Below are 13400 nucleotides of genomic sequence, written 5' to 3'. Positions count from 1 at the left end.
TAATCCAAAATGTCAACAAAGTCAATCACTTACCAAATTATCGAAGGCTTTTTCCATCAAAAGTGCCTTGACTTTATCAATTTCAGGCGCCCACCAGGCATCGCCGGCTTGATATTTCACCTCATTGCGAATGATCTGATAGGCTTGATTTGTCCCCTTACCAAAAGTCACATGGGGGTTCTGTCGCTTGCGTAAATGCAGCGCACGGGACGCCGTGTAGATTTCAATCGCGAGCACATGCGCCGTATTCGCCACAATTTCTCGGGTATGCCGCGCAGCGGTCATCGCATTGGCGTTATGATCCTCCTGCTCAGCCGAGGTCGGCAGAGAATGGACCGAATCGGGCGTCGCCAGGGTCTGGTTTTCCAGCACCAGCGAAGCCGCTGTATATTGCGGCATCATTAACCCGGAATTCAATCCCGCGGCCGAAAGCCGGTCCACCAGCATCGGCGGCAGATCAGCATTCAAATGCCCATCGGTCAGCCGGAAAGTCCGCCGCTCTGAAATGGAGGCAATCTCAGCGATCACAATCCCCAGCATATCCATCACCACACCAACCGGCTCACCGTGGAAATTACCACCAGAGACGGCTACGCCAGGATCAAAGAGCAAGGGGTTATCAGTCGCGGCATTGACCTCAGTTTCAATCGTGTTGCGTACAAAAGTCAGTGTGTCCCAGCCAATACCCTGCACCTGCGGTGCACAGCGCAGCGAATAGGCGTCCTGGATCCTGCCTGTGGCATCTACCAAACTGCTGCCTTGCGTGAGTTTGCGAATATCTTCTGCCACCCGCATCTGGCCGGCATGCCCACGGGCAGCGTGCAGACGGGCATCAAAAGCCGCCATACAGCCCATCACAGCTTCCAGAGACATCGCCAGGGAGACTTCCGCACCCTTCAGCAAAATTTCCGCATCATAAATCGCCAAAGCGCTGATCGCGGCTGAGAAAGTCGCGCCGTTATTAACCGCCAACCCTTCCTTTGCGCCCAGGATCAAACGCTCAATTCCGGCCCGTCGCATGGCTTCCTTACCGGAGAGCATCTCACATTTATATAGGGCATAGCCAGATTCTTCGTCTTTATCCGCTGCATCAGTCGTGAAGACCAGAGCCAAATGAGAAAGCGGACCCAGGTCACCGGAAGAACCCAAAGATCCTTGAGAAGGGATCACGGGGGTAACATGGCGGTTGAGGAGAGCCAGCAGCGTCTCCACAACTTCTAGCCGCACGCCGGAAAAACCCTTCGCCAGGGTGTTCGCGCGAACTAGAATTGCCGCCCGGACCACTTCTTCCGAAAGTGGCTGCCCTGTGCCGACTGCGTGACTAAGGATCAGATTACGGCTCAGCTTGGCTGAATCTTTGGAGGGAATGCGATATTCCGCAAAGATGCCAAATCCAGTGTTGATTCCATAGACCGGATCACCCTTGGCAACGATCTCTTCCACCCAACTTCGGGCCTGATTGATTGCATCCCTGGCGGAAGGTGCAATTTCCACTTTTACACCTCGCCTGGCAACGGCAACAATGTCTTCAATGGTGAGATGACTGCCGTCAATCGTGATTTTTTCCAACTTAAATCTCCTTGGTTAGAACAATAGGAACCCCAACAAAACAGAAACCAGCGGAACGGTGAGGTTATCAATGTCCGCAAAAGGCAGGGACTCGATCAGGGTTGTGACCACCGCGATGATCCCCACGGGCAGCAGATAAGAAGACAACGGCCCGGGGAAGTACCCCTGCCAGACAAAAACACCTAAGATTAATATTGCCAGGAAGAAACCACCCACCAGCATCGTCAATGAGCCAGCCAGGGATTTCTTCGGTGACCAGGGAATGGGTGCACTGATAATTCTCTGACCAATGATATCCGCCAGCCCATCCCCACCGCAGAGTACCATCAAAGCGACAATCCCAATAGGGGAGTTTCGCCAGAATAGAATCGTCAGCACCACGAACGCAATCCCATAGAACAACGGCCCCCGCAGGATCTCACGCCGATCGCCAGTTCGTGACATGGCATCCACGGAAGATTGATCCTTGATGATCCCCGTACCTATCATTGCAAACTGCAGGGTGATTCCCAGGGGAACAATTGCGGCTAGATAACGAGCGATGGGCGCATCATTAAAGAGGAGCCAGCAAAGAACAAAGATCGGTCCTGTACCGATATGAATAATCTTGCGGCTGATCGAGCTGGAAATCCAGCCCCTGTGGGCGAAAAAGTCATTGATCCGCAACCAAAACAATGCGATAACCAATGTGATCCCCAGAGCAAGCAGATTATTTTTGAGCATGTGATAACTTTCCTTTGATGGGGTTCACTTTAACCGCACTTATCTGCGGTCATCCATAGCACGATGAATATCCCGGTCCATATCCCGCTTTTTGATATCCTGGCGCTTATCATATTGCCGCTTCCCCTTAGCCAGGGCGATCTCGACCTTTGCTTTGCCATTCTTCAGATACATGATCGTCGGAACGATTGTCATCCCCTTAATCCGGATGCCATCCCAAAGGGTCTTGATCTCGCGTTTATGGAGCAGCAACCGGCGTTCACGCTCTGGGTCATGGTTGAACACACTGGCCTGATCATAGGGAGCGATATGCGATCCAACCAACCACGCTTGCTTGCCATTGGTGCGGATATAAGCCTCAGAAAGAGAAACCTGACCGGCTCGGATCGACTTGATCTCCGTGCCACGCAATTCCAACCCGGCTTCAAATGTGTCGCCGAGTTCATATTCAAATTTAGCTTTTCGATTTTTTGCAACTATTTTTATACCTTCCATAATGCCTAATTTTAACACAGACTATTCGCACTGCTAAGAACTGAAGGACAACATTCTCAAAACAGGTCAAGTATCATGCCCTTTTCAAAGTAATATACGCTGTCAATGGGTATAATCAGAGCTAATTGAAAGACAATATAAAAAGGGAGTATTTATTATGGATATCAGTTTAGCTCTTGGTGGAGGTGGCATTCGGGGAGTCGCGCACATTGGCGTCCTGCGGTCACTTGAGAAACACGGCTTCAACGTAAAAGCCATCGCCGGCACCAGTGCCGGAGGCTTGATCGGGGCAGTATATTCCGCCGGTTATTCCACAGAAGAGATCGAAAGCATTGTCAACGACCTGGGAACCAACTGGGTCTTCAGTCGGAACAATTCAGATCAGCCTGCCATCCTCGGGATTGGCGCAATTGCAAAGAAATTATCCGGAGTGCTGGGTGAAAAGACCTTTGAGGAATTAAAGATCCCCTATGCCGCCACAGCCGTCAGCCTGCGAACCGGTAAAGAGTTCATCCTGCGTAAAGGGAAAGTACTGGATGCTGCTCTGGCGACGATGGCCATTCCAGGCGTCTTCCCCAGCCAGGAAATCGGTGGGAGCGTCCTCGTTGATGGGGGCGTTCTTGACCCAGTGCCGATCCGGTTGGCGCGCTGGATGGAACCCGACCTGCCGGTTGTGGCCGTTGTCCTTCATAAACGCCCTGAGGGCTTTGGCGTGGATGATACCGCCTTCCCCATTTCAATCCCAGTACCAACGACCATTACTGAACGGATCGCGAAATTGCGGATGGTTCAGGCCCTACAAATCTTCGCCCAATCCATGGAAGTGACTGGTACCCGGCTGACAGACATGGCCGTAAAACTCTATAAGCCGGAAGTTCTCATTGAACCCAGGGTTGGACATATTGGCACGCTCCAAAACGTGGATACCAAAGAGCTTATCCAGGCTGGCATGGAAGCCACGGAAGAGGTTTTGAACAAGCTTCAATCCGAGACGACATGGGTGAAGCAAATCGAACGGGCCGTCAAACAGCGGCTGAACCCTGAACCCCTGCCGGATATCTGGGAGAACGAGAACAAAACCGCTTGAGAGACCTGCGTAAGTTCGCCCGCCAGACCCAGAACCGCATAGTCATTGGACTTGTTTTTCTGGTCGCGACGGTGGGTATTTTCCTAATCTACATCTTCTATGGACAAGGCGCAGCCCTTTTTGGGCTGCTTTGCCTTGTCGGCTTGGTCCTGATCATTTTCTTGATTATCGGTTTCTTATATTTATTGGAAAAAATAGCAAAACATGGCTGAACAGACAGAACCTAAAGAAATTCTTATTGGTAATTGGCCTTTTAAAGTCTCGGTCCCCCAACAAGTCCCTACATCCGAAACACGATTATTGCTCCTGCTGCATGGGCACCTTGGGAATGAAAACGTAATGTGGATCCTGACCAAACCAATCCCAAAGGCATTCATCATGTTAGCCCCCAGAGCGCCGGTTCAATTGGGGCCGAATCAATACAGTTGGCACGCCATTGGGTCACAGTGGCCCGACCTGGAAAACACCTATCGGGCCCTCGGGTCGCAATTGCTTTCACGGGTCGATCAGTGGATCGACCATAATAAATTGAAGATAACAAAATTTGACGTGATGGGATTTAGCCAGGGTGCAGTGATGGCCTATGCGCTCAGCTTCCTGTTCCCCGAAAGGGTAAATAAAGTGGCTGCGTTGGCCGGCTTCGTCCCCTATGTCTGGCAATCAAAGCTGAAAGATCAAACTCTGGCAGGCCGATCCTACTTCATTTCAAATGGCACTGAAGATGAGATCGTCCCGATCCATAAAGCGCATCAGTCCATCGAGTGGTTAAAAGAAAAAGGCGCTCAGGTGACCTATTGCGAAGGGCATACAGGTCACAAACTCAGCGCCGGTTGTTTCAAAGGTTTGGGGGATTACTTCCGTTTACCGCCCACTGATGAGAGCAATCACAACCAGGAAGAGGCCTAAAGCACCCAAGCCGACAATAATCAAACCCATCGGTACACCGCCTGCTGCAGTGTTTCCCAAATCCATCGTGTAGGTCGGGATTTCCAAAGGCGCAGGTTCGGTGAAGGTGGGTAATTGGGTAGCATTTGGCGTGGTCAGGAACTGAGCCGCCAAAGTCGGGTCTACCGTCCGGGTGACATCCGGGGTGGCAGTGGCGGGTGGCGACACCTGCGGTAAATCACCGCCATAAAGAGTCACCAGGTTCCCATACACCCAGGCTGTCCCATCCGGGCCAACCGGATATTCGATCAACACCCATTCCCCATACACACCAAGGGCATTTACTTCCTGCCCAACCAGGAGAACACCCACCAGCTCACTAAGCCGGCTGGGGCCAGCGCGCACGTTGATCTGTGTGTCATTGGCTGTCAAGGAATTGACGACGACATAAGGACCGCGCGGCGTGCTTGTGACCGTAGGGATACTACCCGTGGGTTGTTGAGCCAGCGGACCGGCTTCAGCAACGCTTGGGCGGATCAACATCACCAACAAAAGAATCAGGGCAATTGAAGACATTGCGATTATTCTGGTTTTACGAGATTTCATCAGGTACTCCAGTTATAGGCCTCCCCATTAGCCAGTTTTTTCAAGTCACCACATTATACCGTCATTTACTAATGAGCCTATTCTTGAATAAACCTCTCTTCTTTTTCTGTTTAGACCCAAAAGCATCAGATTTTATTAGGTTCTAGGCCCTCATTTCCGCTATAATAAAATCTGTAATTGCCACGAGATTTTTGTTAAAGGTTAAATCATGCCAGAAACACGCATCTATCACGGTGACTTCAATCCCAGCGACATCGCCCGGGACATCATCTCGCAATTCAACCGCGGGAATTACCAGGTGCAGCAAATCGGCCGCGACCCTAAAATCGCTGTCCAAATCGCCACCCGGCAATTCGCGCAATCCGGCGGGCAAACTGCGCTGACCATCACACTGCACAAGGTGGAAGATGGCGTTTCCGTGCAGGTGGGCAACCAGGCCTGGATGGGCGTGGCGGCCAGCCTTGGCATCACCGCCCTGAGCGCTTTGCGGAACCCAATGACCCTTCTGGGTCGTTTAGATGACCTCGCTCAGGACATTGAATCCCTTCAACTGGAAGAGGACGTCTGGCAGTTGATTGAAGGTTCCGCCCGTCAACACGGTGTCGGTAAAGTCCTGTCTGAGCGGTTGAAGCACTATATTTGCCCTTATTGCAACACGGCCAATGAACAAGGTGCCGGTCGCTGCGTTGCCTGCGGCGCACCTTTAGGTGACATTCAACCCCAAACCTGCCTGAAATGCGGTTTCGTGGTCCGCAACATCGAACGTGAATGCCCGAACTGTGGGGCAATTCTCCCCTCTCGATAAAAAGTAAAACCGGTTGGGTACCCAACCGGTTTTTTGATTCGTAAATTATTTCTGCCTAGATCTTCCGCCACTGGCGGCCATCCCTGCGGATGAACTCCTCGGCGGATTGTGGGCCCTGTGTGCCGGCCTCATAGACCGGCAAATTCGTCAACCCTTGCATAGCCCAGGCATCAATGATCCCATCGGTCAGCCACCAGGCCTCTTCCACCTCATCACTGCGGGTGAACAGGGTCGCATCCCCCAACAAGCTATCCAATAACAAACGCTCATAGGCTTCCGGCGGGTCACCCGGAAAAGCCTCTGCATAGGAGAACCGCATCTGTACCGGCTCGATCTGCATCACACTACCAGGAGATTTCGCACCCAGGAACAAAGTGATGCCCTCATCCGGTTGAATCCGGAGAACAAGGACATTCGGCGCATCCCCGGCCAGGTTACGCTGACCAAATAAGGCCAGGGGCACCTGGGTAAATTGGATCGCGATTTCCGTCACCCGGTGCGGCAGCCGTTTCCCCGAGCGCAGATAGAATGGCACCCCAGCCCAGCGCCAGTTATTGATAAATAGCCTTGCAGCCAAATAGGTTTCGGTGGTGGAATCCGGGGCTACATTGGGCTCATCCCGATAACTCGGGACCCGTTTCCCGTCAATCGTGCCCGAAACATACTGCGCCCGGATGGTATTCTCGAGCGCTGCCTCGCCTTTGATCTCCGCGATGGACTTGAGGACCTTTACCTTTTCATCCCGAACAGCCTTGGCATTGAACACCGCCGGCGCTTCCATCGCTGTGAGCGCCATCAACTGCAGCAGGTGATTTTGGAAGACGTCTCGGATTACCCCTGCCTGGTCATAGTACCCGGCCCGGGTGCCAACGCCATGATTCTCAGCCATAGTAATCTGAATGTGATCGATGTATTTCCGATTCCACAGCGGCTCAAATATACCGTTCCCGAACCGGAATGCCAGAATATTCTGAACCGTCTCTTTCCCAAGGTAATGATCCATCCGGTAAATCTGGTCTTCCTTGAACACAGAGTGCAGTTGTTTATCCAGTACTCGAGCCGATTCTAAATCTCTACCGAAGGGCTTCTCCACCACAATCCGCCGCCAGCCTTCGTGGCAGGATTCAAGCTGAGATTTTCCTAAATTCTCCACGATGGTGGAATACCATCTCGGGGGTGTTGAAAGATAAAAGAGGGTGTTCTGCACGCCCAATTGGTGCAGCGCCTGATCTAAACGATGATAGCCGTCCTCATCCTGAAAAGTCGATTCGACATAATAGGCATTTTCCAGCAGTAAATTCAGGATCTCAACATCCACTTCCTTGTCACCCGAATATTCCATAACGCCTTCCCGTAGGACTTCACGCATTTTATCGTGATCCCAGGGGCGACGGGCAAAGCCGAGGACGTAAAAAGGATAGGGCAGGCGGCCATTCTTCGCATTCTCATAAAGCGCCGGCATCAGTTTGCGGCGCGTCAGGTCCCCCGTGACTCCAAAGATAACGATTGCAACACCATCCGAACAGGGTTCATTGATGATATCTATTTCAGGCATAGATTCTCCATTTATGTACTTATAATGAATTGCATTTCAATTCTACCTGATGTTTTATCATTATAATAATCGTAGGGTCTCGTTGAAAAGAGGATAATATATGACTGTAACTACACAACTGCGGGAAAAGATCGAAAAGAACATTTCCAAAGTGATCGTTGGCAAACAGAAAACTACTGAGTTGCTGCTGGTCGCTTTGCTGTGTGACGGGCATGTCTTGATCGAAGATGTCCCCGGCGTCGGCAAGACGATGCTGGCGCGCTCCCTGGCCATCAGCCTGGGCGGGCAGTTTAAGCGCCTGCAATGCACGCCGGACCTGCTCCCCAATGACATCACCGGTGTGTCGATCTTCAACCAGGCTGAACAGGACTTTGAATTCCGGCCCGGTCCCTTATTTGTCAACGTCCTGTTGGTGGATGAAATCAACCGCGCCACCCCCCGCACCCAGGCCGCCCTGCTGGAAGCCATGCAGGAACGCCAGGTGACCATGGATGGCGTCACCTATCCCCTGCCCAGCCCATTCATGGTGCTGGCCACGCAGAACCCGGTTGAATATGAAGGCACCTTCCCCTTGCCCGAGGCCCAGTTGGATAGGTTCATGTTAAAGATTTACATGGGCTATCCCAGTTCGGATGAAGAAGCCACCATCCTCGAACGCCTATCCCGCCAACATCCCATCGACTCCCTTAAGTCCGTTGCGACGCCTGAAGAAGTAGATCAGATCAAGCCCCTGGTTTGGGACGTCCATGTAGATCAGACCATTGTGGACTACCTGATCCGTTTGGTAGAAGCCACTCGCAATCACCCTGACTTGCTGCTGGGCGGCAGCCCACGTGCCTCCCTGGCGCTCTACAAAGCCGGCCAGGCATTGGCCGCTCTGAATGGCAGGGACCATGTCCTGCCGGACGACATCAAAGCCCTGGCACGTCCTGTGTTGGCCCACCGAATCATGCTTAAACCTCAAGCTGCCCTGCGTGGCATCACCAGCGCTGATCTGGTTGAGCGCATCCTCGAAGAGACCCCCTTGAAGCTCAAAGACCAGGAAGAATAGTTCATGGCGGATTTTCTGCCCTTCCTAATCTTCCTGATGATCCTGGCTGTGTTCCTGCAGGCGGGCCCTGCACTCACGGTCTTTTACTTGATCATTGGCAGCTTCCTATTAGGATTATGGTGGCAGAAACGCGCCCTGAAACACCTCAAAGTCACCCGGCATTTCATTGACCATGCCTACCTCGGCGAGACGGTCCGGATTGAACTCACCATTGAAAACACCAGCCTGCTGCCAATCCTCTGGCTGGAAGTTCACGAGAGCCTGCCGGTCAACCTGCGGGCAGGCAGGGACATCAAAGAGGTGTTCAGCCTTGGTCTGCGAAGCAAAAAGACCGTCCATTATGAGATCAACGCTTTCAAGCGCGGCTATTACCCAATTGGCCCGTCAATCATTGAATCCGGCGATCCCCTGGGCCTGACCAAACCCTCGCAGATCAGTATTCCCGCATCAAACCTGACCATTTACCCCCGAATCGTTGACCTGGCCGCTCTTGGGCTGCCTTCCCGCTCCCCCTTTGGCACGATCCGTAATGAAAACCCGGTTTATGAAGACCCCACCCGCTTGATGGGCAAACGCGGCTTTCAGAATGGCGATTCGGTTCGCAAAATCGATTGGAAATCCAGCGCTTCCAGCGGCGAGCTGCTTGTAAAGCTATACGAAGCCTCAATCACTCTGGAATTGGCTGTCTTATTGGATTTGGACAAGACCAGTTACGACATGGATTCGTTTTATGACGCAACAGAATTGGCCGTGACCGCTGCGGCATCGCTGGCTGCCTGGTCCAAACAGCACCAACAATCCATCGGGCTATTCACCAACGGGTTGGACCCCTTATCTGTGGATACAGAATCACACGCCCTTCCACCCCGCAAAGGCGCTGCCCACCTCATCAGCCTGCTGGAATTATTAGCCCGCATCCAGCCGGGAACGACCTGCCCGGTCGGTCCCTGGCTTCAGGATACCCGCGGTCAACTAACCTGGGGAACCACCCTGATCTACATCTCAGGGAAAGTCTCTCCGGAGACCTTTGAGCAGCTCTTCCAGGCACGAAAAGCCGGGCTTAACCCGGTCATTCTGCTCACCGGTCAACCCCACGATATCCAAACAGATCGAAGAATCGCTGCGGGTTACCATATTCCCCTTTACACAGCTACCTCACTCTTTGAAGTGGAAGCTCTCGGGGTGCCCCAATGAGCAGGCCATCCCCTACCCCCGAAACCACCCAGAATTCCCAGCAATTCATCACCCTGGTGAATCTCCTGTTGTTGAGCGGCATGTTCAGCGCACTGGCTTTCATCACCAATCAGTTCATCGGCGTCTTCTATGTGGAGTGGATGGTCACCGGGCTGCCTGTCCTGACCTTTTTCATCTCTTTTGTGAGCCTACTGGTGCACTACGTTCAGAAACGAATTGTCCGCCGCGACTACAACCCCTTCCTGTCTGCTGCGGCTGAGTGGGTGTTGATCCTGCTGGTCGGCTCGATCTTTCTGATGCTCCAACCCGGGGTTGGCGGATTTTGGCAGGAAGTGCTCACCTGGCAGCATGGTTTCCTGGAAGAATTCTTTGATATCCAAGCCATCCTTTTAATTTTCTTCCTCCTTGTCATCTGGGGACTCACCCGCTTGTTCAGTCCCCCGCTCTTCCAACTGGAAGAAGATCAGGAACTGATGGAACAGGAAAAACTCGGGATAACCTTCAATGACCGTCAGGAAGCCCGTCGCAGTTTGATGGGTCTTGTTTTTGTCCTTGGTTTCATCATGGTCGGAATGACGGTCATCATCAAAGGGAATTTTGAAAACCTTCCTGCCCTAGCCACGCCCATGCGAAGCTTCGTCATCGCCCTGCTGGTCTATTTCTCCATGGCTTTCATCTTCCTGGCGCTCAACCACTATGCCATCCAGAAAGCCCGCTGGTATTTCAATGACATCCAGGTCAGCCCGGATCTTTCCAAGCGCTGGCTGCTCTACACGGTGATCTTCATTGCCGTTGCTATCCTGCTGACGGTCTTCCTGCCCACGGATTTCGCCTTCGGTTTCCTGCCTGTTGCCCAAACCCTGTTCACAGTCATCGTTTATATTTTCGGCCTGATTCAATTCCTGGTCCTGCTGCCAATCTCATTTGTTTTGTCTTTGTTGGGGACCCTGCTGGGTACACCCCAGAACGAAAGCGTATCTAAACCCGAACTCCCAGAATTCACACCGGAAACCATCCAAACCACCGGTACGCTGCCTTGGTGGGATTTAGTCAAGTCCATCCTTTTCTGGCTTATCTTCGTAGGGATGATCATTCTGGCAGTTCGCACCTTCATCAACAACCATCAGGGACTGAAGGCTTTCTTCGAGAAACTCAAGGTCAAATCCTGGCTGTCGGATTTTTGGCAGTGGATCAAGCAGGGCCTAAAAAGAGTGGGTGAAGCGGCCACTGAAACTGTTCAAAAAGGTGTTCAGCAGATTCGAGCCTATTTCACAGACCGCGAAATTAAACTTCCCAACCTAAGCACCCTCATCCGCCACCTGCCACCCCGTCAGGCGCTGATCCTCAATTATCTGGACTGGGTGAACTGGAATGCCAGGCACGGCCTCAAGCGTAATAAATCCCAAACTCCCTACGAATATGCCGCCGCCATTCACCAGCGCTGGCCGGAGATCGAAGCCGATCTCACCCCCTTCACCAACGACTTCATCGCCGCCCGGTACACGCAACAGAAGATCGACAAAGAACAATTGGAAGCAGCCCAAACCCTGCTCTCAAAGATGAAAGCCGCCATCCTCAAGCAGCAATCCCAACCCGGCTAAGCCGCGTGCAGGGTGTAGCGGACCGTGAATTGAGCCGTCCGGATCAACTTCATCCCCCTGAAGATCCGATACCAGCCGATTTTCGGGTGGTCATCATCCATATAGAACCACATCTCACGAAATTCGATCCCCTTCCCCCATGACTCAAATTCCTCTGGCGAGGAAACCCCAAATTGAAAGGCTGACTGAGACTGCATTTTCAGGCGGTGCTGCATTTTGAATTGAGCCAGCTTACCCCATAGCCCCTCCACCCAGGTACGGTTGGTCAGTTCACACACCAGATCCGATTCCGGGAAACGATCCTGAATTGCCAGCAACAGCCGCTTGACTTCCTGCTCCGGGAGATACATAAAAATCCCTTCGGCGAGGATCAGGAACGGACCGCCATTAGTCACGATTTGATCCATCCAATCAAAATCCAGCACGGATGTCGCCACCAGGTGATAGCGCTCATTCTGCGGGCAAAGCTGCCGTTTCAAGTCAATCACATCGGGCAGATCAAGGTCAAATAAACGCACCTCGCCATTATCAATTCGGAAAAACCGCATATCCAGACCGCAGCCAATATTCACAATCACGCCGGCAGGATTATGAGCGAGAAAGGCTCTGGCATAGTCGTCATATTTCCTGCTGCGCAGTGCCAGATGGACGATCAAGCGAGGATCCACGGCCTGATTACGCAATTGCCTGGCCATGGCGTCATCTTTCTGCTGGAGGATGGGATCAATCCTCGCGACAATCGCCTCCGCCATTGGGTCTTTTAAAATTGGATCAGCACTCTGGCTCTCCATCGCCTTGCTATAAAGCGTGAGCAACCCCGTTTCTTCCACACCTGAAAAATCCAGCGTTCCAAGTTCATCCATCATCGGTCCCTCCAGGCGGAAATTTTATCCTTCACCATCATATCTTTAATTCCGATTATAATTAATTTATTCATCCTTTATATTAATCAGGAGCATTCATTATGACCAAAATCATCGCTGATACCACCTGTGGCTTGCCACTGGAGGAATTGGCAGCGATGGGTGTGGATGTCATCCCGCAAATTATCATCTTTGACGATCATCCTTACCGCGATGATAACGAAATTGACACACCCACGTTCTTGTCCAAACTGCAGGAAGCGAAAGAGCTGCCAAAAACGGCTGCCCCACCCCCAGCCCTCTACGAACCGATCTATCAGGCTTGCGCCAAGGCAGGCGAATCAATTGTCATTCCCACGCCCTCCTCTGACCTCAGCGGCACCTTCCGTTCGGCCGAGGTCGCCTATGAAAATGTCCCGGAGGCAGATGTCCACATCCTCGATACCCGCACGGTTGCTGGCGGTCTGGGCGTCCTGGTTAAGAAAGCTAAACAGTGGGCGGACGAGGGAAAATCAGCCGAGAAGATTGTTGAAGACCTGCAAGCCCTGCAAAAGCGCGAGACGGTCTACTTCCTGGTGGACACCCTCGATTATCTCCACAAGGGTGGGCGTATCGGCAGTGCTTCCTACCTGGTCGGCAGTGTCCTACAAGTCAAACCCATCCTGGGCCTGGTAAATGGCAAGGTTGACTCGATAGATAAGCAGAGAACCTCTGCCAAAGCGCTGGCCCGGTTTAAGGAATTAATTTTGGAAGACTGCCCCAAAGGGCCCGAATCCTACATCACCATCAGTCATTGCGGTGGCCAGGAACGGGCTAAAGCCTTAGCCAAAGAATTGGCCAAAGAACTGGATCTGGATTCAATCCCGATCTATGTTGTGCCCCCTGCCATCGTGGTGCATGCCGGCCCGGGTGTCATCACTGTGAGCTATTTCAAAGCTGAATAATTCACCCCTTTAAGACATAGGC

14 protein-coding genes are annotated in these 13400 nt (G+C 52.4%); 8 read left to right on the top strand and 6 right to left on the bottom strand.

Annotated elements, in window-relative coordinates; genetic code table 11:
• Positions 1-21 precede the first annotated feature (21 nt).
• Genes hutH through smpB form a run of 3 tightly spaced genes read right to left on the bottom strand, consistent with a single transcriptional unit; the run spans position 22 to position 2787 of the window.
• Positions 22-1569, bottom strand: a complete 1548-nt coding sequence (hutH, locus tag JR338_02310; GenBank protein ID QRN83609.1) for a histidine ammonia-lyase — start codon at positions 1567-1569, stop codon at positions 22-24.
• Between the two features lie 15 nt (positions 1570-1584).
• Positions 1585-2292 carry a phosphatidate cytidylyltransferase gene (locus tag JR338_02305; GenBank protein ID QRN83608.1) on the bottom strand — a complete coding sequence of 236 codons (708 nt, stop codon included), beginning with the start codon at positions 2290-2292 and terminating at the stop codon, positions 1585-1587.
• A gap of 39 nt (positions 2293-2331) precedes the next feature.
• Positions 2332-2787, bottom strand: a complete 456-nt coding sequence (gene smpB / locus JR338_02300) for an SsrA-binding protein SmpB (GenBank protein QRN83607.1) — start codon at positions 2785-2787, stop codon at positions 2332-2334.
• A 157-nt stretch (positions 2788-2944) separates the two neighbouring features.
• Between smpB and JR338_02295 the strand changes: the two genes are divergently transcribed.
• From JR338_02295 to JR338_02285, 3 genes are read left to right on the top strand one after another with little or no spacing between them, the layout of a single operon-like run.
• Entirely contained in the window at positions 2945-3874 is a 930-nt protein-coding gene (locus JR338_02295) for a patatin-like phospholipase family protein (protein ID QRN83606.1), read from the top strand.
• Positions 3871-4086, top strand: coding sequence for a hypothetical protein (locus tag JR338_02290; GenBank protein QRN83605.1), 216 nt, complete (start codon positions 3871-3873; stop codon positions 4084-4086). The genes JR338_02295 and JR338_02290 overlap by 4 nt, the downstream gene beginning before the upstream one ends.
• Positions 4079-4780, top strand: a complete 702-nt coding sequence (locus tag JR338_02285) for a dienelactone hydrolase family protein (protein QRN83604.1) — start codon at positions 4079-4081, stop codon at positions 4778-4780. Before JR338_02290 ends, JR338_02285 begins: the two co-directional genes overlap by 8 nt.
• Here JR338_02285 and JR338_02280 read toward each other — a convergent pair.
• On the bottom strand, positions 4736-5365 hold the full coding sequence (locus JR338_02280; protein QRN83603.1) for an SH3 domain-containing protein: 630 nt from the start codon (positions 5363-5365) through the stop codon (positions 4736-4738). The genes JR338_02285 and JR338_02280 overlap by 45 nt on opposite strands.
• Before the next feature lie 208 nt (positions 5366-5573).
• Here JR338_02280 and JR338_02275 point away from each other — a divergent pair, with 208 nt between their 5' ends.
• On the top strand, positions 5574-6170 hold the full coding sequence (locus JR338_02275; protein QRN83602.1) for a zinc ribbon domain-containing protein: 597 nt from the start codon (positions 5574-5576) through the stop codon (positions 6168-6170).
• Positions 6171-6225: 55 nt separating this feature from the next.
• Here the strand turns inward: JR338_02275 and zwf are convergent, their stop codons facing one another.
• Positions 6226-7725, bottom strand: coding sequence for a glucose-6-phosphate dehydrogenase (gene zwf / locus JR338_02270; protein ID QRN83601.1), 1500 nt, complete (start codon positions 7723-7725; stop codon positions 6226-6228).
• A 100-nt stretch (positions 7726-7825) separates the two neighbouring features.
• Between zwf and JR338_02265 the strand changes: the two genes are divergently transcribed.
• The 3 genes from JR338_02265 to JR338_02255 are packed head-to-tail and all read left to right on the top strand — an operon-like array spanning position 7826 to position 11571.
• A complete protein-coding gene (locus JR338_02265; protein ID QRN83600.1) occupies positions 7826-8776 on the top strand; it encodes a MoxR family ATPase in 951 nt (316 codons plus the stop codon).
• A gap of 3 nt (positions 8777-8779) precedes the next feature.
• Positions 8780-9970, top strand: coding sequence for a DUF58 domain-containing protein (locus JR338_02260; protein ID QRN83599.1), 1191 nt, complete (start codon positions 8780-8782; stop codon positions 9968-9970).
• On the top strand, positions 9967-11571 hold the full coding sequence (locus JR338_02255; protein ID QRN83598.1) for a DUF4129 domain-containing protein: 1605 nt from the start codon (positions 9967-9969) through the stop codon (positions 11569-11571). Before JR338_02260 ends, JR338_02255 begins: the two co-directional genes overlap by 4 nt.
• On the opposite strand, the gene JR338_02250 is transcribed toward JR338_02255, so the two are convergent.
• On the bottom strand, positions 11568-12437 hold the full coding sequence (locus tag JR338_02250) for a class I SAM-dependent methyltransferase (protein QRN83597.1): 870 nt from the start codon (positions 12435-12437) through the stop codon (positions 11568-11570). The genes JR338_02255 and JR338_02250 overlap by 4 nt on opposite strands.
• Positions 12438-12535: 98 nt before the next feature.
• On the opposite strand from JR338_02250, the gene JR338_02245 reads away from it, so the two are divergent.
• The gene (locus tag JR338_02245) at positions 12536-13378 is read left to right on the top strand and encodes a DegV family protein (GenBank protein QRN83596.1); all 843 of its coding nucleotides are present in this window, start codon (positions 12536-12538) and stop codon (positions 13376-13378) included.
• Positions 13379-13400 lie beyond the last annotated feature (22 nt).

It is taken from the genome of Chloroflexota bacterium (assembly GCA_016887485.1).
GTDB lineage: Bacteria > Chloroflexota > Anaerolineae > Anaerolineales > Anaerolineaceae > Brevifilum.
Note: the sequence above shows the minus strand (reverse complement) of the source record. Positions and strands in the feature narration are given on the sequence as shown.